The sequence below is a fragment of the Serratia liquefaciens ATCC 27592 genome (genome assembly GCF_000422085.1).
Classification (GTDB): domain Bacteria; phylum Pseudomonadota; class Gammaproteobacteria; order Enterobacterales; family Enterobacteriaceae; genus Serratia; species Serratia liquefaciens.
Map to the genome: position 1 here is coordinate 4,028,107 of NC_021741.1, position 20,428 is coordinate 4,048,534.

Here is a 20,428-nt window from a genome sequence, read left to right on the forward strand (position 1 = left end):
TACCCGCTAGTGACTGATAAGTCATATGACAATACAGGCAAAAATGTATATCATTTTTGATATACAAAATCAGACTGGCGCGTAGAGTGAAATCAAAAGACTTCAAGATCGACGAACTCAGAATCGTTCGCTGCATTGCCGAAACAGCCAGCGTCAGCAAGGCCGCTCAGCGGCTAGACATGCCACAGTCAAATGTGTCGCGCACCCTGACGGCGCTGGAGCGTCGGCTTGGCCTGGAGATCTTCTTACGGACCCCGCGCAGCTTGTCGCTAACCGAATTTGGCGAACAATTTTTACGCCGAGCCACTCAGCTGTTAGATGAGCATAACGATCTGCTCGATATATCAGGTACCTATAAACGCAGTCTGAATGGCATGGTGACGCTGGGCGCACCTATTGGTATCCATTCATTCCTGACCCGTTATCTGCTGCCGCCGCTGTTACGCGAATCGCCGGAGCTGATCGTCGATTTGGTCACCCGCAATCCGGATGAACGTGAGAAGAAGTACGGTGCGGTATTCGACAGTGACTGCGATCTGTTGATCAGTTTCTTCCAGCCGCAAAATGAAAGCCTGATCGCCAGGCCCCTGACCCGTTTTCGCGTCGGGTTATTTGCCTCACCGGACTATATCGCGAACGCCCCTCTTGTCGAGCCAGAGGAGCTGACAGCACATCGCTGCATTACCTTGCGGGTGCTGGGAGGGAGCCACAATACCTGGAGCTGTTATAGTTCTCAGGGCCAATTGATGCAGGTAGCAGTCACCGGCAGCAGCATATGCGACAATATTCTGCCGGCCATCGAGCTGGCAAAACAGGGGCTTGGCATCGTCTATGCCCCTTATTACTCCGTCGCTTCTGCGCTGGAATCGGGGTCACTGATGCCTTGCATTGAACGTGAGCGCTGTATCGATATGCAAGCCTTTCTTATTTATCGCCAGCGTGGGGTGTTACCCCACAGGGTTCAGGTGATGATGGACAGCATCATGCATAATATGAAATTGCATGAGCAGCGCCTGATTTAGCGATAACGGCCACAAACACTAAAAGCAAAACCCCGCCGAAGCGAGGTGATGCTGTTCGTCTTTCCGAACCGTCGACAGTTACTCGTTTACCGGTCTTTCCCGATCGTCACTTCGTTCGCAACCTGGTCGCGTCGCCAGAGCAGACAGGCACGCATGCCCTGAAGGCGGCACAGGCTTACGAACATGTAGCTTAAAATCGGTATCCACCGCCCAGTAAAGCCTGGCTGGAGATATCTTTATCCACCATTGGGCTATCGGTGATTTCACTGCTCAGCTGCACGGCACGCACTGACGCCAAGGCATACCAATGTTCGTTAAACTGGTAGTTGGCGCTCAGCTCCACATAAGGGCTCCAGCTCTCTCCGGCCGAATACGTTGAGAAACCGCTGCTTTTTGCCTCCGCATGGCCAATGCCATAGTAGTAATCGTTCTGGTTACCGTTGTTGTAGACCGCGCCAATACCGGGAACAAGGCGTAGCTTGCCCGCCTTGATTGGATACAGGAAGGCCACGTCCCCTACCACACCGTTACTGTTATCAAGGGTATCACCAGCCAGCGAGGCGCGAATAACCCCCCATTTCTCTTTATGGGTGAAGGCCATCCCGGCCATTAATGTGCCATCGCGCTTATCCAGCTTTTTCATTTGGCTGTTATTGCTATCATCCGGATCAAAACCCAGGGGGGAATAATAGGTGATGATCGAAATCTGATCCTTTGGCATATTCAGCAGATAATATCCCGCCGCCAAAGAGTGAATATAAAAGTTCCCTTTCTCATAGTTTAACGTGGGCAATCCCTGGGTTTTAGCATCGGTATCAACATAACCATAATCATTCACCATCGCAGCTGCCCCTAAGGACCAGCTCGCTGCAACTGAAAAAGGCGAATAAATAAGGTAAGCAAAAATTAGCGAAAGAGAAATACTAAACTTACTCCCCCTAATGCGAGGAGTTAGAAAATCTGAGCACGGTTTCATTATTATCATCCATAGTGGGAGCATCAAACGCCGTGCATACTACTCCACCAGGGTAATTGTCTGATAGCGGCTTAAGTGTCCAAAAATGCACACCAGGCAACAAATTGATTTTTAATCACATTCACCCTATTTTACCATTCACTGCCCGCCACCACCCACCAGACAGAGCCGCATAATTGCATAGCTACAAGGCATAATATAGTATGCGGAAAAATTCGACCCTGGCTTCACCGTAATAAATTTACGCCCCTGGAACATGACATTATGGAAACAGACGTTCCCTTCACTCTTGGGAAAAGAAACTCAGCCACTTTATTTAATAAAGATGATAAGCCGATAGAGCATATCTTGGCGATTAAGCACGCCTTAATGCCCTATGGTAAAAAATGTTCTTTTCCAGCGGGCAAAAAAATTCGCTTATTTCACAATGGTATTCGGCATTGGTTCTTGCTCCAGTCCGGTGAAATGTCCGCATGCCGCGACAGTGATGGTTTGAAAATAGCCAACTTTAGAGAACCCTCGCTCGCCGGTATCGCGGAAACCTTCTTCCCTAAAGAGTTGATCTTTTTCCTGGCCGAATCACCGGTTGAACTGGTGATGTACCAGGAAAGTGATGTACTGGAAACGCTAGCACGGGAAAACCTTTGGCAAAACTTAGTGCATATACAAGCCTATGTCATCCAAGCTCTGAGCATCCGCGACAGGTTATTGTCAGGCAACGATGCCTACGAGGTTGTCTGCAATCACTTGCTGATGCTAATGAATGAAAAAGAAGCCTTTCGCTTATCCACCACGGTTCCACGCTATATTCAGCAACGAACGCAGCTCTCGCGCAGTGGCATCATGAAAATATTATCTGACCTGCGCAAGGGAGATTATATTACCGTCGAAAAAGGTATTTTGCTGGCGGTTAACCGGCTGCCAAAGCGTTATTAACTGGCTATCAGAGCCAGTTAATCCTCTTACAGATCCCGTGTATACACTCGCGAAGCCTCACCCCAGGGGTGGTAACCCAACCCATTAAAGGCAAATCCCTGTTTCTCGTAGTAGCCTTCCAAATCGGTACATAAATGCAACTGTGGGAAACCCAGCTGACGAGTCTCCTGCGCCACATGGTTAATCAACAACCTGCCGTAACCGCGGTTACGGTGGGCCTCCTCCACATACAGCGCGCACAGCCATGGATAGAGTTCACCGCGGCTAATGAAATCATTGGTGATTAATCCTGCGCACCCCAGGATCTGACTGTTATCCACCAGCAAATACCACTGCGGCAATGGATTAGCCGCACCGATGCAACGAGTGATGGCATCCTCATACATCATCAACGTTTCTTGCGAAGCCCATTGTTGTTGGAAATAACCGATCGCTTGCTGTTTAAACTCGGGGGACTGACGCACCGAAATAATCTTCATATCTTTTCCTGAGGTGATTTTTCATTCTTTTTCTGGCGTAAAATTATGCGGCAACCCGTGGAGGTTAGCACGACCTTTATCATGGAAATCAGCAGGGTGGGCAGATAATATGGCAACGCTGCCCCTTAACCGGCAGCGATTTCACCAAAACAGGAGTCATTATGACGCAAAATATTTATGACAATCAGGCCTTCTTCGACGGCTATGCCCAGCTCAGCCGCTCGGTGAACGGGCTGGACGGCGCACCGGAATGGCCGACTATCCGCAGCATACTGCCGGATTTGCACGGCAAGCGGGTAGTCGATCTCGGGTGCGGCTACGGGTGGTTCTGCCGCAGCGCTCGTGAACAAGGTGCCGTAAGCGTACTGGGGTTGGACGTCTCAGAAAAAATGCTGGGTAAAGCGCAGTCGATGACCCAGGATGCCGGCATTGAATACCGCCAGCAGGATCTGGAACAGCTTCAGTTGCCGCAGGCGTCTTTTGATATCGCCTACAGCTCACTGACGCTGCACTACATCGAAGATCTGGCGCGGTTGTTCGCCACGGTTTATCAGGCGCTGGCGGCTGGCGGGCAGTTTATCTTCACCGCTGAGCACCCCATTTATACCGCACCGCAGCATCAGGGATGGTGGGTCGATCAAAACGGGCAGAAGTCGTGGCCGGTTAACGGCTATCAGCAGGAAGGTCAGCGGATTTCAAATTGGTTGGCAGATGGGGTCATCAAGCAGCACCGCACGCTTGGCAGCTACGTAAACTTGCTGATCCGGCAAGGCTTCGTCATTAGCTATCTGAACGAATGGGGTCCTTCGGCTCAACAAATCGCAGAAAACCCGGCGCTGGACGAAGAAAAAGAGCGCCCAATGATCTTTATTCTCGCCGCTCATAAACCTGCTTAATGCTTCTTTTCCGCAATAAATCCTGAACACATCCAATATTGGGGAGGCTGCCTCCCCCCAATGGCTTAGGCCGCGGTTGCAGGCATCGGCGCCGCTATCACGTTCTACTCGCCGATCGGCAAATAGCCCTGCCACAGCGGTTGCGCCGCTTTACCCTGCGCATTGGCCTGCAAATGAACATGGTAACCTTGCAGTGACTGCAACAGCAGGCAATCGTCCACCTCAGCCAGATCATCCTTATGCTGCTTGAAGCTGCCGGTCAGTAGCGTCTGCTTGGCTTTTTCTTTGGCTTCATCCGCACTGTGCGCGACAAACAGGCCAAACTCGTGCAGCTCAGCCAACTCGTCACTGCGGTAACCGCCCACGTTAACGAAGAACAGCTTCTCCGGCCCGACGAACGGCTCAGCCTTCAGCGCCACGTCATAGCCATCCGCCCATTCAATACGCGAATAGCCATCAACATGCACCTTGTTCTTATCGCCAAACCATTTCTCGCGCAGCAAGGGATAAGCCTGTTCTGGCCGCTCCGCTGCAACGAATTGTACGTCGTGCAATTCGATATTGGCACCCGGTGCGGTGCCGCCCACATAGAACATCAATAATCCCGGCATTAGATGGCTATCCCTCTGTTTTAATAATCGTTATGTAATATATTATATAGCGATTATTATGCAACCAGCGCTGCCACAAAGAGCGAGTTCGCTATTGGGGGGAAAGCTTATCAGCATGGATTACGCGCAAAGACCGCAGGTTCCGGCCAACGCAGTGGTAGCAACTTTGGCATGTGCTGAGCAGCGGGACGTGGTTACGCCCCGCTAGGTTTCAGGCGCGTATATCCTGATATTCTGGTGTGGTGTCGAATTCGTGTTTGGCGAACGGGCATAACGGAATGATTTTGCGGTTTTCCGCGCGCATTTTGGCGACCACCAGCGCCACCAACTTTTTACCTACCCCCTGGCCTTTTAGCACTTCGTCAACCCAGGTGTGATCAATGATGGTTAATTTATCGCCGCTGGGCACAAAAGATATCTCGGCAATCATCTTCCCCTGCTGATCGTTTATATAGAAACGCTTTTCATCTTCCAAAAATTTAAGATCCATAGAATTTATTCCTATAAAAAAGTGCGTAACTCTCGGTTGTCGCTACAACAAAGCCAATATTAGTCTACTCTTTAATCAGTAACACAACATAATTGTGACAGTGGCTGAGGAGTTCAAAATGGGTGAAAGCTCAAAAGACGGCGTTATTCTGCTATCCCGAATATTGTTGATGATCCTGTTTATCATATTTGGCTGGATGAAGCTGGTTGGCTTTGGTGCAACCGTCACGGCAATGGAAGGGTATGGTACGCCCATGCCTTATTTAGCGGCGATTATCGCCGTGGTGGTGGAGTTCTTTTTCGGCATTGCGCTTATTCTTGGGTTATTTACCCGCCCTATCGCGGTTATTTTTGCCCTTTACGTACTCGGCACCGCGTTTATCGGCCACCCATTCTGGAAAATGACCGGCATGGAAATGATGGGCAATGAAATAAACTTCTTCAAAAACATCAGCATTATTGGCGGGCTGTTGCTGCTGGCGGTCACCGGCGCCGGACGTTATTCACTGGATTATAAATTCTTCAATAAATAACCCCCACCAGCCGGTGGCCCCGCTACCGGCTGGCCTTCTGTTGCCCCGTTTATCGACTACGTTTGGCGTGACGTTCGAAGTTATCGGCTTTCGCCTGTGCAGATTTGCGCAACGTCACGTAACAGGCACCTTCACCGCCATCGCGCGGCAACGCCCGACAAAAAGCCTGCACCTGCTCAAACTGGGCCAGCCACTTGGCGACATAGCTGCGGATCACGTTGGCGTGGCTTTCATCATCTCGCCCACGGCCGTGAACGATCAGCAGCGAACGCAGACTTTGCTTTTCCGCCTGCACAATAAAGCGGAACAGAGCTTGCCGACAGGCTTCCACCGGCTGTTTCAACAGGTTCAGACTGGCCTGTGGCGGGTAGCGGCCATGGCTCAGCTTGTCGAGCACGCCCTGTTGAATGCCCTCGCCTTTATATTCCAACGGTTGCTCACAGGGGATCAGTTCGAGAAAGCCGGTACTGAGAAAGTTTTCCTGCTGCAGCGCCTGCGCTTCACGGCGCGCGCGCTTATCCATGGTCTCCTGCGGCTTCAAGTACAACGTCTCGGGGCCGCGGGATAACGGAATGACATCCGCCATCGCCTGTTCAAAAAAATCTTTGTCTTGGTTGCTCATCTCAAAGCCACTCTTGGACACTAAGCCTTTCATGCCGGAATAAGCCTGATTGTAAGACCCACAGCTCCGGTTGCAAGCCGGGAATTTTCCGCAATCGTCGTCAACGGGTGAGGTTCTGTGCAGTTTTCGTTATACTGCAAAACCATTATTGAGTGCCGCAAAGGATCGATCCCATGAAAATGCGCGAGCTGGAAACCCAGTTTCAAAATGCCATGAGTGAGTTGCAGGCCAGCTTCGAAAAGCAGCACCGTGAATGGCAGCACAGCTATCAGGCCCTGCAGCAGTTGCTGGAAGAGGCTAAACAGCGCGAAGTCGCACTGCGTATGCAGAACGAACAGTTGGTACGCAAGCTGAGCACCGCCAGTTCAGTGCCGGAGCAGCACGCATTGGTGAAGCAAATTAAAATGCTGGGCGCCCATCTGGACGCACTGGCCAAAGATGCCGCCAGCTTCAACCACCACCTGCGCAATCAGCAGCGGGCAGCCGACAATTTCAGCGGCGAACAGCGTTGACACCGGGCGCTGTCCTGCAGCGCCTCCTGCCAAATACTGGCGTTCCGAGAGTGTAATAAATCATAAATGACCTGGATCATCATCGCTGCCCTGATCGTTGTATTTATTATTGGTTACCGCATTCTGACTTCCGATACCCGCAAAGCCATTGACTCTCTGGCCCACCTGTTGAAAGTGAAACCTATGCTGATTGAATCGATGATTCAGGAGATGGGTAGCCGCAACAGCCAGACCTTTATCCGCATGCTGAACAACGGTTACACCGAAGAGATGCACCAGGCGGCCTATTTGCTGTTTATCTATCTGACCTTTATCAAACAGGCAGACGACCACCAGATTGCCCTGTGGCGGGAAACCCTGCTGCGTGCCGGTCTGTCGCCAGAGTTACATGCCGAGCACACCGAAGCCGCGCTGTTTTATTTTGCCGATCTCGATATCGATGCTTTCGAGCTGGCACAGTTCCGCCGCGCCTACAACGAGCGTTTTAACCAGGAAGCCATTGCCAATTGGTGAAGATGTCCCCCGCAGGCGGGGGAGGCATTACAGAAACATGCTGTAGATATAGCGCGAAAGCGCGTCACGCGAGCTGAAACCGTGGGGAATGCCATAACGCGCACTCGGGGTATCGCTGCTTAAATCCAGGGGAAACTCAAGGTACTGATCGCTGGTGCGTATCGGCGAGGTCGGCGTGGCAAAATGCACGCTTTTCTCTTTCAGCGCCGGGTGGATCACCAACGCGGTTCTGCCCATCCGCGCTTCACGATTCACATACACGTAGTGCTCACCCTTGCGGTAACCATAGGCTTGATCGGTGACATAATCACGCTCAAATCCCGTATTCTCCAACACTCTAGCCACTTCATCCGGCCGTAAATACATCGATTTCTCCTCTCGTTCTGGACCGCTGAGCGACCTTACCGTAATCATGAGATGAAACAATAAATTTTTCGGTATGGATGTGGGTTTAGGAATATTCCTTAACCAGGTATTTTGCCGTTTTTGCAACAACAGGCGCAGCGTCAACATCACGCCCGGAAACACCCTCAGTACCGCAAAATCAAGAGATTGACGGCACGCCCGTACGGCTCATCAACAGCATTTAGCATAGTTCCGATCCAAACCCGGCAAGGGATAACAAAGTATTATTTAAAGCCGCTGTTGTTGCCTGCGCCATTCACTTGGGCTCACACCCTGAATGCGCAAGAATTCGCGGTTAAAATTCGATTTGGTAGTGAATCCGGCCTTTTGCATAATATCAGTCACCGGCTCATCACCGGCGAGCAACCACTGCGCCGCCTGACGAATACGCAGTTGATTCACATATTGCGACACATTCATTCCCGTATGCCGATTGATAGCCTGCGAAACCCGTCGCGCCGGCAAGCCCACCTTGCGCGCCAGCCGGGCCAGGTTCAGCTCAGGCTCCAGGTAGAAGTCATCTTGCCGCAGCCGTTGTTGCACCCGCTCAAACCACTCGGCCAGTTGATCCTCATCTTCCCCCCCGCTATCCGCCGTTTCCGATATGACCTCAACCGGGCTTTCCGCAGGTCGGCTGCGCGACAGCACCAGGCATAGGCTCAACGCCACCAACAGATTATCGATCGTTGCCAGCCAACCGGCGTGCCGCCCGTCAAACAGGGAAAAGTCGAGCGCAATCACCCCTTCGGCTACCGCCACCATGATCAGCAAGCCCCCCAAACCGCGCCACAGTCGATAGCTCAGCCAACTTTCCGCCAGCGCCACCTGCGGCAAAGCGTTTTCACCGCGCCGCAACGCATACAGCAATGCGGCTCCATACCCCAGATAACCCCCGACAATCATGGCATCCAGCAAAAAGGGCGCCGTCAGGCTGGCCAACAGCGTCAGGCACAGTGGCATCAGATGCCACAGTTCGCGCCGCCGCAAACGGCCCTGGGTACTCACCAAAAACGCGACATAAGCCAGTGAAGGGATCGCCATCGCGCCGAACGGTTGCAGCCCATTGAATTGCGTTATGCCGTAGCCATAACGGATACCCACCAGCAGGCTTTGCCACGCGCACAGCAACAACAATAGCTGAAAGACCCAGCGCCGCGCCGTTGGACGACCTAGGCGATACAGCAGCCCCAGGCACAGCAGGCCGAACAGAAATGTGAGAGGAATAAGCGGCATCATCAAGGTCTTGTCGTTTGCACACGGAATCAACAGTGTACTGTTAAAACAATCATTTAACGACCCGGATCGCGATCGAGGTCGCCGGATGGCACCGCCAATGCCACCCTCTCAATCTCGATACCTTGAGGAGTGAAAATGAAAACAACCTTGTTGTTATTGATGCTGTGGTGCGGTGCTGCGAGCGCGTCCCCCTATCAGGTCGCCACCCACGATGAAACCGTTCAGGCCGGCTCGCGTTCGTTAGTCAGCCGAATTTACTACCCCACCACTGAAACGGCTAAACCGCAGCTCATCGGTGCAAACCCGGTCTTTACCGGCATTGAGAGTCAGCCGGACGCGCCGGCAGCAAGTGGGCATTTTCCGCTGATCGTGATCAGCCACGGCAGCGGCGGCAATAACTCCAGCCAGGCCTGGCTGGCGGCAGCGCTGACCCAACAAGGCGCGATCGTGGTGGCGGCCAACCACCCAGGCAGCACTACCGGTAACTCGGTTCCGGCTTTATCTGCCGAGCTGTGGTTACAAACCAGCGATATTTCCGCCTTGATTAGCGCCGTCACCACCGACCCTCGCTGGAAGCCGATGCTCAACCCTCAGGCGATTGGCGTTATCGGCCACTCCAAGGGCGGTTACAGCACCATTGCAGCTATCGGCGGTAAAGTCCGGCTGAGCGATTTCATCGATGGCTGCCGACAAGCACCGCAGTCGCCCAACTGTCAGTTTTATACACAAGCCAACGTCGCACTGACGAAGCTTTCCGCCAGGGCATTTGACGCCGACTACACCGACCCGCGCATTCGCTTTGCGGTGGCTCTAGATCCCGGCATGGTACCCTACCTGCTGCCGACCAGCCTGCGTCGGCTCAGCGCACCGTTACTGATCGTCGAGCCACAGCACTTTTTGCCCGACGGCCAGGAACCCGGGCTTGGCGGTGCCACGCTGGCGGCGGATAACGGAAAGCAACCTATTCATGCACTGAGGCTATCCAGCGGCAATCATTTCGATTTCCTGCCGGTTTGTCAGCCCAAAGGCCGGCAAATCCTGGCGAGTGAAGAAGATGATGGGGCGGTGCTTTGCGCCTCTTCCAGCGAACAACGCGAAGCCGTACACCGGCAAACGCTGGCCGCCATCATGGCATTTATTCATCCGTGGCTACCCGCGCCCGCAGGAAATCGATAAACGCCCTCACCTTTTCCGGTACGTGGCGGGTGTTGGGGTATAGCGCATAAATACTCTGCGCAGGAAACTGATGGTCCGTGAGTAGCGGACACAGCTTGCCCTCGGCGAGGGCAGGCCGCACCAGCCATTCGGGCAGCAGCGCCACCCCGGCACCGTGCAAAGCAAACGCCAACAGCGCCGCGGCACTGTCGCCCATCAACGTGGCGGCATCTTCCACCTTGAACAGCACCGCCTGGCGCTCAGGGGTAATGACCTGCCAACTCAGCGGCGAACTGAGGCGACTGTGAGCAATCCACTGTGCCTGTGCCAGTTGGGCCAGAGACGCAATGGGATGGCGGGCCAGATAGGCCGGCGAGGCGACCGGCACAATAGCAAAGCTGTCGAGCAATGCTGCCCGCAGGCTGGAATCCTCCAGTTGTCCCAGCCGGATGGCCACGTCGAAACGCTCTGAAATCAAATCGGCATGATAGGAAGAGGAAACGTGCTGAATGCGCAGGCGCGGATGCAATTGGGAAAACGCCGCCAGCGTCGGTACCACCACCTGAGCGCCGTATTCCGGCGTAGTGGTGATGCGCAATACGCCGCTCAGTCCATGGTGATCCCGACGTACGTCATCCAAGAGGTTTTCCGCATCCTGCAACAACCGCAGACAACGTTGATAAAAACGTTCGCCGGCGTCGGTCAGTGCCAGCCGTCGGGTGCTGCGCACCAGCAGCGACACCCCCAGTTCGCCCTCCAGCTGTTTGACATTGAAGCTGACCACCGCCTTGGTTTGCCCCAACGCCACCGCAGCAGCGGTGAAACTGCCGGCGTCCACCACGGCCACGAAGATAGCCAAACGCTGCAGGTTAAGCATGTTGTCGCCCCTTATTGTCAAAATAATTTTGACAGTGTAATCGCTCGTAGCCGATTTATCCGCACTTTCCCGCCCGTTACACTGCTGGCCTTCAACCGGAGGCACCATGCCCTATCGCATCAAAGTCGCAATCGTCTACCTGCTCGGATTTTTTGTCGATCTGATCAACATGTTTATCGCCAACGTCGCTTACCCCTCAATCGGTCATGCGCTGCAGGCTTCGGTCGGTGAATTGGCCTGGGTCAGTAACGGCTACATTCTCGGCCTGACGCTGGTGATCCCGCTCAGCGCCTGGTTAGCGCAGCGCATTGGCGGACGGCGGGTGTTTTTGCTGTCGTTAACCTTGTTTATGCTGGCAACGGCGGCGGCGGGCTATGCCGATTCCATCGGCGAACTGGTTGGCTGGAGAGTGCTGCAGGGTATGGGCGGCGGGTTGCTGATCCCGATCGGCCAAACGCTGACCTACCAACTGTACCGTAGCCATGAGCGCGCGGGGCTTTCCGCCGCCATTATGCTGGTAGGCCTGCTGGCCCCAGCACTGTCACCGGCATTGGGGGGGCTTATTGTCGACCGGCTCGACTGGCGCTGGGTGTTCTTTGCCAACCTGCCGCTCGCCGCGCTGGCGCTGCTGTTGGCCGCACTCTGGCTGCGCCCTCAGGCACCCGATCCGCAACGTCGACCGCTCGAGATCAAGGGGTTGCTTAGCGCCTGTACGGCCCTGACGCTGATCTTACTGGGCCTCACCCGACTGGGGGAAAACGGAGGCCTTGCGCAAGGCGCGTTACTGTTGGCCGCAGGAGCGATCGCCTTGACCTATTTCCTGCGCCGTAGCCTGCGCATTACCCACTCTTTGCTGAACCTGCGCCTGGTTCAGGATCCTCTGTTGCGCACGTCGATGATGATTTATCAGTGCATCCCCGGCCTGTTTATCGGCGTCAGCCTGATCGCCATGCTGTATTTGCAAAATCAGTTGGGCATGCGTGCCGCGCAGGTCGGCAGCCTGATGCTGCCCTGGTCGCTGGCCTCGTTCCTGGCCATCACGTTGACCGGCAGAAAATTTAACCATTTTGGCCCGAAACCGCTGTTTATCTTCGGCTGTCTGCTGCAAGGGTTGGGCATTTTGGCGCTGTCGCAGATTGCGCACGCTGGGGATTACGGATTGCAGGTTGCGGCCTTCGCTCTGATGGGCTTTGGCGGCAGCCTGTGCAGCAGCACCGCGCAGAGCAGCGCCTTTTTGCATATTGCCGATGAGCAATTGGCCGACGCCAGTGCGCTGTGGAATATCAACCGACAGCTCAGCTTCTGCCTGGGTGTCGCCCTGCTCAGCTTACTACTCAACCTGCTGCTGGAACATTTTACCCCCGCCGTCGCCTACAAAAGTTGTTTTTACCTGGCCGCCGCCAGCACGCTGATCCCCATGCTGCTGTGCCTGCGCATCGCAAACCGCGCCATAGTGCGCCGTCTCAATACTCAACAGGAACACCAATGAACCAATATTTTACCGAAGTGATCGACGCACACGTCGCCATTGAAAACTGGCTTGAAAAAGGGGCCGGAGATGAACAGGGGCTGTTGGCACGTTTTGATCCCGCCTTCAGCATGATCGCGCTGAACGGCAGCCGACTCGATTTTGACGCACTGAGCGCGTTTTTCCGTGCGCATCGGGCCGCCAAACCAGGGTTGGCAATCAGCATAGAGGAGATGACGTTGGTGGCCGAATGGCCGACGGGAGCGGTGGTCAGCTATCGCGAGAAACAGAGGCTGCCTGGACAGGCGGCGACGCTGCGCAACTCCACCGTGGTGTTTGAACAAACCGAAACCGGGCTGGGCTGGCGACACCTGCATGAAACGCCCATCGCGCAGTAATCAGAGAAAACCGTCGGCCAGAAACAGTTCCCAGGCCACGATCAGCCCACACAGGGTGACGGCGCTGAAAATCACTTCGAACAGATAGCGATTGATCATCATGAGCTAGCCCTCAAAAGAAGACACCCGGCCAAGCCGGGTGTCTCAATAACGTCGGGATGATGCGGCCCCCTCAGGCACCGCATTCCTCACTCAATTAAGCGGCTGGAGTTGCTGCTTTTTTGGTGGCTTTGTGGTGTTTTTTAGCGGCCTGAGCTTTCTGCACTGGCGCTTTTTTGTGGTGTTTTTTAGCAGCCTGGGCTTTTTGAGCTGGCGCTTTTTTGCTTACTTTGTGGTGAGTTTTAGCAGCCTGAGCTTTCTGTGTTGGGGCTTTTTTGCTTACTTTTTGGTGCTTTTTAGCGGCCTGAGCTTTTTGAGCTGGGGTTTTCTTGGTGGCTTTGTGGTGCTTTTTAGCCGCCTGGGCTTTCTGAGCTGGGGCTTTCTTGGTCGCTTTGTGGTGCGCTTTCTTATGATGAGTGGCTTTAGCAGGAGCCTTCTCAGCAGCAGCTGGCGCAGCGGTAGTGGTGGTTGCAGCCGGAGCAGCCGCTGCCGGAGCTGCAGCAGTATCAGCAGCGAAAGCAACAGAAGACAGACCCATGGTGGCAGCAACGATCAGGGCTAATACTTTTTTCATCTTTAATTCCTCAGAGTGTTTTTTCAGTAAGCCCCGTTGGGCCGTTGAAGCAGATACTAGAGGAATCGATGAGCCGCTTCCGTGAGTGATTGGTTTCGCCGAGTAACCAAATGTACAACACAGACAGGCATCGCCGGTGACGTTATCCCACCAGGTATTTTACCGTGATCGCCGGCACATTTTGAGAAATGGTCTACACTTAAGAGACATGTGTCAAAAACGGAGAGTCGAATGTTTAAGAAATCAGAAAAAGTAGAACGCGACATTGATCAGGACGTCACTCTTTTGGCTGATACATTGGATGAGGTGCTACGTGCATCCGGTGACAAAACCAAAGAGGAACTGAAAGAGCTGCACAGCAAAGCCAAAGGCGTGTTACGCGACGCCCGTGCTCGCTTCAATGGTTCCAGCAATCTGACACAGCACGCCCGCGATGCCGTCGAACAAGCCGACAGCTACGTGCGCGACAAACCTTGGCAGGGCGTAGGGATCGGGGCCGCGGTTGGCATCGTCCTCGGCGTTCTGCTGGCCCGGCGTTAACACCCCTTGCAGTCATAAAGATAAAACAACAGATGTGCGTCTGGCCCGTGGGAAACCGCGGGCCGTTTAATTTGTGGCTTCAAACAACTCGGCTAGCCTGGCCACTGCCCGCTCAGCCTCGCTCTGCTGGGTAAAGTTGGCAAACCCCATCAGCAGGCCATCTCCCGCCGCACTGGCTATGTGCCAATCCGAAAGTGCCTGTATCGACAACCCGCGTTGCCAGGCCTCTTGCGCGATCCTCCGATCCAAGCCTTTTGCCGTCAATCGTGCCAGTAATTGAATGCCCCCGGCCTGCGACGATACCGTCAAATACTCCCCCAGCTGTCGTGCAAGCGCCTGCGCCAGCCATTCACGGCGCTGGCGATAGAGAGGCCGCATACGTTTCAGATGGCGATAGAAATGCCCCTGATGGATAAAATCAGCCACGCTGGCCTGCATCAGTGGCGGGCAGCCGCAACCGCGTAACCGGCTGCTGCGTCCAAAAGCGTCCACCTGTTCAAGCGGCACGACCAAATAAGCCATACGCAGTGCCGGAAACAAGGTTTTACTGAAAGTCCCGGCGTACAGCACCCTGCCCTGACGATCGAGACTTTTCAACGGCGGCAGCGGCCGACCATGATAACGAACCTCGCTGTCGTAATCGTCTTCAAGTATCCATGCCCCCTGCTGCTGTGCCCACTCCAGTAAGGCCATGCGCCGCGCCAGGCTAAGCGAGACGCCCAGGGGACTCTGGTGGGTCGGCGTCAGCACCGCCATGCGTGCTCGAGGTGCAGCGGCAACACCGACGGCGATATTCATCCCCTGCTCATCAACCGGCACGGCCACCGGCTGCATGCCGGCGGCGCGAAATAGCGGTAGGGTCACCGGGTAGCCGGGGTCTTCCAGCCACACCTCGTCACCGGTCTTGAGTAAAGTGCCGATCACCAAATCCAGCAATGCCTGATAGCCGGCACAAATAAAAACCTGTTCCGGTCGACAATTGATACCACGCGAAAGCTGCAAATAATTCACGATCGCCGCGCGCAGCTCTGGCAACCCTTGAGTTGACGGATGAGCCATGGCCGCCAAAGGAGCAGTACGCAATTGGCGACCGACAATCCGCTGCCATAGTGCGCGCGGGAAAGCATCCAGCGCCGGCAACCCCAATTGAAAAGGCTGCGTCGCACCACTCGGATGCAATGGATTAGCCGCCACCGCTGGCAACACTTCCGTCGTCAATGCTGCGCGTACCGGCAGATTCTGCAACTGCGGCGAAACATAAGTGCCAGCCTGTCCCCGGCTTTGCAGAAAACCTTCGGCGATAAGTTGGCCGTAAGCGCTTTCCACCGTGGCCCGCGCCACGCCCAGATCGCTCGCCAGCCCACGCACCGAAGGCAGCCGACTGCCCGCCTGCAGACTTCCTTGCGCAATGGCGTCTTTAATCCGCAGATAAATCTGCCGGTACAAAGGATCTGCGAGCTGAGCATCCAGCCGTAAAGAGGAGAGAAACGGACGCATCATGGCCTGGTTAAATAATTATTTTATGGCTCTATAGCATAGTCCATATCGCCTTTAAAGTAGCCTCATTATTCTGCTGTTCGCTAACTGAGGTTGACCATGATTAAGCAACGTTTGAAATATTCCGAACTCTCTCCCGCCCCTTACAAAGGCATGGTGACCGCCCTGATGGCACTGGAGAAAGGCGCGCTGGACAAGGCGACAATTGAGCTGATGTTTATGCGCGTATCGCAGATTAACGGCTGTGCCTACTGCCTGGATATGCATGGTAAAGCACTGAGAGAAAGTGGCGTTGACAACGCCAAGCTGGACCAACTTGCGGGCTGGCGCGTGAGTCATGCGTTCAGCGACCGCGAGCGCGCGGCGCTTGAGTGGGCAGACTCCGTGACCCTGATCGCCGCAACTGGCGCACCGGACAGCGCGTTTGAAGCGCTGCAGACGCACTTTAGCGAGGCGGAAATTGCCGATTTAACCTTCGCCATCAGCATCATGAACGCCTTTAACCGCCTGGCCATCAGCATGCGTCAATGACGAAACCGCACTTTCCCCCCTCTCGCCCGAGAGGGGTTTCCCGCCAACAACCGCCAAAAAAAATTTTTCCCTCTGCTTTTCCAGCCCTGATGCGGCTTCGACGCGAACCCTGCCAAAACACCATATATAGCGTGGTTGATAAATTAAATATCCACATATAGTATTTAACCCATCAACCGCAGGGAACATGTAGCGGTTGGTAACGCCGTCAGAAACGCCGTTCAATGCTCCGTTATCTGACCTGTCCGCCTTTCCTTCAGCCTAAAAGGTAAATGCGAATCATGAGCATTATTATTTACAGTAAACCGGACTGTGTCCAGTGCAACGCCACCTATCGCGCATTCGATAAACAAGGGATTGGTTATCAGGTGATCGACCTCACCCAGGATCAGCAGGCGCTGAACCATGTTAAATCCCTTGGCTATCAGCAAGTTCCGGTGATTATCGCCGGTGAAGATCACTGGTCTGGCTTCCGGCCGGACAAAATCGGCGCGCTGGCCCACGCCCTGGCGTCCTGAGGTTGCCCATGAACCCGCTGGTCTATTTCTCCAGCAGTTCGGAGAACACCCACAGGTTCGTTGAAAAACTGGGATTGCCGGCGATACGTATCCCTATCGCCGGCGCCCGCAGCAAACTGCTGATGGATAAACCCTATATTTTGATCGTGCCCAGCTATGGCGGCGGCAGCGCCGTAGGAGCCGTGCCGATCCAGGTGATCCGCTTTCTCAACGATCCACAAAATCGCGCTTTCCTGCGCGGCGTTATCGCCGCCGGGAATACCAATTTCGGCGCAGCGTACGGCATTGCCGGCGACATCATCGCCAAAAAATGTCAGGTGCCTTTTCTTTACCGCTTTGAGCTGCTCGGCACCACACAAGACGTTGCAAACGTTCGACAGGGAGTAACCGCATTTTGGCAACGACAGAACTGACCCGGCCCGCCGCAAGCGCGCTGGATTACCATTCGCTCAACGCGATGCTCAATCTTTATGATGCCGAAGGCCGTATCCAGTTCGACAAGGATCGGTTAGCAGCTCGGCACTACTTCCTGCAGCACGTGAACCAAAACACCGTGTTCTTCCATAACCTGGAGGAGAAGCTGCGCTATCTGGTGGAGGAAGGTTATTATGAACAGAGCGTGTTGGCGCAATACGAGTTCGCCTTTATCAAACAGCTTTTCCAACAGGCCTATGCGAAAAAATTCCGCTTTGAGACCTTCCTCGGCGCCTTTAAGTATTACACCAGCTATACGCTGAAAACCTTCGACGGTAAGCGCTACCTGGAACGCTACGAAGACCGGGTGTGCATGGTCGCCTTAACGCTGGCGGCAGGTGATACCGCGTTGGCACAAGATTTGGTGGAGGAGATGATCTCGGGCCGCTTCCAGCCGGCGACGCCCACTTTCCTCAACTGCGGTAAGCAGCAGCGCGGCGAACTGGTGTCCTGTTTTCTGTTACGCATCGAAGACAATATGGAGTCCATCGGTCGGGCGGTGAACTCTGCGCTGCAACTGTCAAAACGCGGCGGTGGCGTGGCGTTTTTACTGACCAACATTCGCGAGGTCGGTGCTCCGATCAAACGCATAGAGAACCAGTCTTCAGGGGTGATCCCTATCATGAAGATGCTTGAAGATGCCTTCTCTTACGCCAACCAACTGGGCGCGCGTCAGGGTGCCGGTGCGGTCTATCTCAACGCTCATCATCCGGATATTCTGCGTTTCCTCGACACCAAGCGTGAAAATGCCGACGAGAAAATCCGCATCAAGACGCTGTCGCTGGGGGTGGTGATCCCGGATATCACTTTCGAACTGGCGAAGAATAACGAAGAGATGTACCTGTTCTCGCCCTATGACGTCGAGCAGGTGTACGGCGTGCCGTTCTCGGAAATCAGCGTCAGCGAGAAGTACCGCGAAATGGTGGATGACAAGCGCATCCGCAAATCACGCATCAATGCGCGTGAATTCTTCCAGGTACTGGCGGAGATCCAGTTTGAATCCGGTTATCCGTACATGATGTTTGAAGATACGGTCAATCGTGAAAACCCGATCGCCGGGCGCATCAACATGAGCAACCTGTGCTCCGAGATTTTGCAGGTTAACCGCGCCAGCACCTATCACGATGACTTGAGCTACGACCAGGTAGGCAAGGATATTTCCTGCAACCTCGGTTCGCTCAACATCGCCAAAACCATGGATGCCCCCGACTTTGGCAAAGCGGTCGACACCGCGATCCGTGCGCTGACGGCGGTGGCGGACATGAGCGACATTCGCTCGGTGCCGTCGATTGCCGAAGGCAACCGCAGTTCGCATGCCATTGGCCTCGGCCAGATGAACCTGCACGGCTACCTGGCTCGCGAACGCATCTTCTACGGCTCAGAAGAAGGGATTGATTTCACCAACATCTATTTCTATACCGTCGCTTACCACGCCATTCGCGCCTCTAACCGGTTGGCCATCGAGCGCGGTAGCGCATTCGGCGGCTTCGAAGAGTCGACCTATGCTTCAGGTGAATACTTCAGCAAATACACCGAACGGGAATGGCAGCCGCAAACCGAGCGGGTTCGCGCGCTGTTCGCAGACGCCAATATCGCCATCCCTGGCCGCGAAGAGTGGCTGGCGCTGCGCCAGTCGGTGATGATGCACGGCTTGTACAACCAGAACCTGCAGGCGGTACCACCCACCGGTTCCATCTCCTACATCAATAACTCGACCTCCAGCATCCATCCGATCGTGTCACGCATCGAGATCCGCAAAGAGGGAAAAATTGGTCGCGTCTATTATCCGGCGCCCTATATGACCAACGACAACCTGGAGTACTACCAGGATGCCTACGACATAGGGCCGGAAAAAATTATCGATACCTATGCCGCCGCCACTCAGCACGTCGATCAGGGGCTGTCGCTGACGCTGTTTTTCCGCGATACCGCCAGCACCCGCGACATCAACCGCGCGCAGATTTATGCCTGGCGTAAAGGTATCAAAACCATCTATTACATCCGCCTGCGCCAGATGGCGTTGGAAGGCACCGAGGTGCAGGGCTGCGTGTCCTGCGCACTGTGAGGCAATCTATGAATACCCCTAAACCGGCGCAGTTGGTGCGCGCGATCAACTGGAACATCATCGAAGACGACAAGGATCTGGAGGTGTGGAACCGCCTGACCTCCAACTTCTGGCTGCCGGAGAAGGTGCCGCTGTCGAACGACATTCCGTCGTGGGCAACGTTGACGCCAAAGGAGCAGCAGTTGACCATTCGGGTATTCACCGGCCTGACGCTGCTGGACACCATTCAAAATACCGTGGGCGCGCCGGCGCTGATCGAAGATGCGATTACGCCGCATGAGGAGGCGGTGTACTCCAACATCAGCTTTATGGAGGCGGTGCATGCTCGTTCGTACAGCTCAATTTTCTCTACGCTGTGCCAGACACCGGACGTCGACGATGCCTACCGCTGGAGCGAAGAAAACCGCGCGCTGCAGAAAAAAGCCAGCATCATTCTGGCCCACTACCGCAGCGACGATCCGCTGATGAAGAAGGTCGCCAGCGTATTCCTGGAGTCGTTCCTGTTCTATTCGGGCTTTTATCTGCCAATGTACTGGTCGAGCCGCGCCAAGTTGACCAACACCGCCGATTTGATCCGTCTGATCATCCGCGATGAGGCGGTGCACGGTTATTACATCGGTTATAAATTCCAAAAAGGATTGGAGAAGGTCGACGCGGCGCGGCGCCAACAGGTGAAAAATTTCGCCTTCGATCTGATGCAGGATTTGTACGATAACGAGGTGCGTTACACCGAAGAGCTGTACGACGGTGTAGGCTGGACTGAGGACGTGAAAACCTTCCTGCACTATAACGCCAACAAGGCGTTGATGAATCTGGGGTACGAAGCGTTGTTCCCGCCGTCGATGGCGCAGGTCAATCCGGCCATTCTGTCGGCACTGTCGCCTAACGCCGACGAGAACCACGACTTCTTCTCCGGCTCAGGCTCGTCTTACGTGATTGGTAAAGCGGTCAACACTGAAGATGACGACTGGGATTTCTGAGTGAAATCGCGGGGGCGAATCA

The 20,428-nt window shown here is 54.6% G+C and carries 25 protein-coding genes; 15 read left to right on the forward strand and 10 right to left on the reverse strand.

The features are described from left to right. The first annotated feature begins 86 nt into the window (after window positions 1–86). Window positions 87–1,022, forward strand: coding sequence for a LysR family transcriptional regulator (locus M495_RS18895; protein ID WP_020828278.1), 936 nt, complete (start codon window positions 87–89; stop codon window positions 1,020–1,022). A gap of 190 nt (window positions 1,023–1,212) precedes the next feature. On the opposite strand, the gene M495_RS18900 is transcribed toward M495_RS18895, so the two are convergent. Then, on the reverse strand, window positions 1,213–1,998 hold the full coding sequence (locus tag M495_RS18900; protein WP_048761091.1) for a MipA/OmpV family protein: 786 nt from the start codon (window positions 1,996–1,998) through the stop codon (window positions 1,213–1,215). Window positions 1,999–2,262: 264 nt separating this feature from the next. Here M495_RS18900 and M495_RS18905 point away from each other — a divergent pair, with 264 nt between their 5' ends. Next, window positions 2,263–2,934 (forward strand): winged helix-turn-helix transcriptional regulator, encoded by a 672-nt coding sequence (locus M495_RS18905; protein ID WP_020828280.1) that lies wholly within the window; start codon window positions 2,263–2,265, stop codon window positions 2,932–2,934. A gap of 26 nt (window positions 2,935–2,960) precedes the next feature. On the opposite strand, the gene M495_RS18910 is transcribed toward M495_RS18905, so the two are convergent. After that, window positions 2,961–3,413 (reverse strand): GNAT family N-acetyltransferase, encoded by a 453-nt coding sequence (locus M495_RS18910; protein ID WP_020828281.1) that lies wholly within the window; start codon window positions 3,411–3,413, stop codon window positions 2,961–2,963. A gap of 161 nt (window positions 3,414–3,574) precedes the next feature. On the opposite strand from M495_RS18910, the gene M495_RS18915 reads away from it, so the two are divergent. Beyond that, window positions 3,575–4,309: a class I SAM-dependent methyltransferase gene (locus M495_RS18915; RefSeq protein ID WP_020828282.1), complete on the forward strand. Its 735-nt coding sequence runs from the start codon at window positions 3,575–3,577 to the stop codon at window positions 4,307–4,309. 104 nt (window positions 4,310–4,413) lie between these two features. Here M495_RS18915 and M495_RS18920 read toward each other — a convergent pair whose 3' ends face one another. Together M495_RS18920 and M495_RS18925 are read right to left on the reverse strand one after the other, a co-directional pair. Continuing rightward, window positions 4,414–4,920: a DUF1543 domain-containing protein gene (locus M495_RS18920; protein WP_041414871.1), complete on the reverse strand. Its 507-nt coding sequence runs from the start codon at window positions 4,918–4,920 to the stop codon at window positions 4,414–4,416. A 211-nt stretch (window positions 4,921–5,131) separates the two neighbouring features. Then, window positions 5,132–5,410 carry a GNAT family N-acetyltransferase gene (locus M495_RS18925; protein WP_020828284.1) on the reverse strand — a complete coding sequence of 93 codons (279 nt, stop codon included), beginning with the start codon at window positions 5,408–5,410 and terminating at the stop codon, window positions 5,132–5,134. Window positions 5,411–5,528: 118 nt separating this feature from the next. Here M495_RS18925 and M495_RS18930 point away from each other — a divergent pair, with 118 nt between their 5' ends. Continuing rightward, complete coding sequence (locus tag M495_RS18930; protein ID WP_020828285.1) at window positions 5,529–5,942, forward strand: DoxX family protein; 414 nt, start codon at window positions 5,529–5,531, stop codon at window positions 5,940–5,942. 49 nt (window positions 5,943–5,991) lie between these two features. Here the strand turns inward: M495_RS18930 and smrA are convergent, their stop codons facing one another. After that, entirely contained in the window at window positions 5,992–6,564 is a 573-nt protein-coding gene (gene smrA, locus M495_RS18935; RefSeq protein ID WP_041415633.1) for a DNA endonuclease SmrA, read from the reverse strand. A gap of 173 nt (window positions 6,565–6,737) precedes the next feature. On the opposite strand from smrA, the gene M495_RS18940 reads away from it, so the two are divergent. Both M495_RS18940 and M495_RS18945 read left to right on the forward strand, forming a co-directional pair. Beyond that, complete coding sequence (locus M495_RS18940) at window positions 6,738–7,076, forward strand: MbeD/MobD family mobilization/exclusion protein (RefSeq protein WP_020828287.1); 339 nt, start codon at window positions 6,738–6,740, stop codon at window positions 7,074–7,076. Window positions 7,077–7,142: 66 nt separating this feature from the next. Beyond that, window positions 7,143–7,589 carry a DUF1198 family protein gene (locus M495_RS18945; RefSeq protein WP_020828288.1) on the forward strand — a complete coding sequence of 149 codons (447 nt, stop codon included), beginning with the start codon at window positions 7,143–7,145 and terminating at the stop codon, window positions 7,587–7,589. 27 nt (window positions 7,590–7,616) lie between these two features. On the opposite strand, the gene M495_RS18950 is transcribed toward M495_RS18945, so the two are convergent. Further along, window positions 7,617–7,955, reverse strand: a complete 339-nt coding sequence (locus tag M495_RS18950; RefSeq protein WP_020828289.1) for a DUF2002 family protein — start codon at window positions 7,953–7,955, stop codon at window positions 7,617–7,619. 267 nt (window positions 7,956–8,222) lie between these two features. Continuing rightward, window positions 8,223–9,227, reverse strand: coding sequence for a helix-turn-helix domain-containing protein (locus M495_RS18955; protein WP_041415635.1), 1,005 nt, complete (start codon window positions 9,225–9,227; stop codon window positions 8,223–8,225). A 138-nt stretch (window positions 9,228–9,365) separates the two neighbouring features. Here M495_RS18955 and M495_RS18960 point away from each other — a divergent pair, with 138 nt between their 5' ends. Further along, entirely contained in the window at window positions 9,366–10,406 is a 1,041-nt protein-coding gene (locus tag M495_RS18960) for an alpha/beta hydrolase family protein (protein ID WP_020828291.1), read from the forward strand. On the opposite strand, the gene M495_RS18965 is transcribed toward M495_RS18960, so the two are convergent. Further along, complete coding sequence (locus M495_RS18965; protein WP_020828292.1) at window positions 10,366–11,262, reverse strand: LysR family transcriptional regulator; 897 nt, start codon at window positions 11,260–11,262, stop codon at window positions 10,366–10,368. The genes M495_RS18960 and M495_RS18965 overlap by 41 nt on opposite strands. Window positions 11,263–11,368: 106 nt before the next feature. On the opposite strand from M495_RS18965, the gene M495_RS18970 reads away from it, so the two are divergent. Both M495_RS18970 and M495_RS18975 read left to right on the forward strand, forming a co-directional pair. Further along, window positions 11,369–12,751 (forward strand): MFS transporter, encoded by a 1,383-nt coding sequence (locus M495_RS18970; protein WP_020828293.1) that lies wholly within the window; start codon window positions 11,369–11,371, stop codon window positions 12,749–12,751. Next, window positions 12,748–13,128 (forward strand): hypothetical protein, encoded by a 381-nt coding sequence (locus M495_RS18975; RefSeq protein ID WP_020828294.1) that lies wholly within the window; start codon window positions 12,748–12,750, stop codon window positions 13,126–13,128. Before M495_RS18970 ends, M495_RS18975 begins: the two co-directional genes overlap by 4 nt. A 196-nt stretch (window positions 13,129–13,324) precedes the next feature. Here the strand turns inward: M495_RS18975 and asr are convergent, their stop codons facing one another. Next, a complete protein-coding gene (gene asr, locus M495_RS18980; protein ID WP_020828295.1) occupies window positions 13,325–13,801 on the reverse strand; it encodes an acid resistance repetitive basic protein Asr in 477 nt (158 codons plus the stop codon). A 231-nt stretch (window positions 13,802–14,032) separates the two neighbouring features. On the opposite strand from asr, the gene M495_RS18985 reads away from it, so the two are divergent. Further along, the gene (locus M495_RS18985; RefSeq protein WP_020828296.1) at window positions 14,033–14,341 is read left to right on the forward strand and encodes a DUF883 family protein; all 309 of its coding nucleotides are present in this window, start codon (window positions 14,033–14,035) and stop codon (window positions 14,339–14,341) included. 66 nt (window positions 14,342–14,407) lie between these two features. Here M495_RS18985 and pdxR read toward each other — a convergent pair whose 3' ends face one another. Next, a complete protein-coding gene (gene pdxR / locus M495_RS18990; protein WP_041414874.1) occupies window positions 14,408–15,841 on the reverse strand; it encodes a MocR-like pyridoxine biosynthesis transcription factor PdxR in 1,434 nt (477 codons plus the stop codon). 96 nt (window positions 15,842–15,937) lie between these two features. Here pdxR and M495_RS18995 point away from each other — a divergent pair, with 96 nt between their 5' ends. The 5 genes from M495_RS18995 to nrdF all read left to right on the forward strand — a co-directional run bounded on the left by M495_RS18995 (window position 15,938) and on the right by nrdF (window position 20,406). Next, window positions 15,938–16,369, forward strand: a complete 432-nt coding sequence (locus tag M495_RS18995; protein ID WP_020828298.1) for a carboxymuconolactone decarboxylase family protein — start codon at window positions 15,938–15,940, stop codon at window positions 16,367–16,369. A gap of 281 nt (window positions 16,370–16,650) precedes the next feature. Continuing rightward, window positions 16,651–16,887: a glutaredoxin-like protein NrdH gene (gene nrdH / locus M495_RS19000; protein ID WP_020828299.1), complete on the forward strand. Its 237-nt coding sequence runs from the start codon at window positions 16,651–16,653 to the stop codon at window positions 16,885–16,887. 8 nt (window positions 16,888–16,895) lie between these two features. Further along, window positions 16,896–17,300, forward strand: a complete 405-nt coding sequence (nrdI, locus tag M495_RS19005; protein ID WP_020828300.1) for a class Ib ribonucleoside-diphosphate reductase assembly flavoprotein NrdI — start codon at window positions 16,896–16,898, stop codon at window positions 17,298–17,300. Beyond that, the gene (gene nrdE / locus M495_RS19010) at window positions 17,282–19,426 is read left to right on the forward strand and encodes a class 1b ribonucleoside-diphosphate reductase subunit alpha (RefSeq protein ID WP_020828301.1); all 2,145 of its coding nucleotides are present in this window, start codon (window positions 17,282–17,284) and stop codon (window positions 19,424–19,426) included. Before nrdI ends, nrdE begins: the two co-directional genes overlap by 19 nt. An 8-nt stretch (window positions 19,427–19,434) precedes the next feature. Next, window positions 19,435–20,406, forward strand: a complete 972-nt coding sequence (gene nrdF / locus M495_RS19015; protein WP_020828302.1) for a class 1b ribonucleoside-diphosphate reductase subunit beta — start codon at window positions 19,435–19,437, stop codon at window positions 20,404–20,406. The last annotated feature ends 22 nt before the right edge of the window (window positions 20,407–20,428 follow it).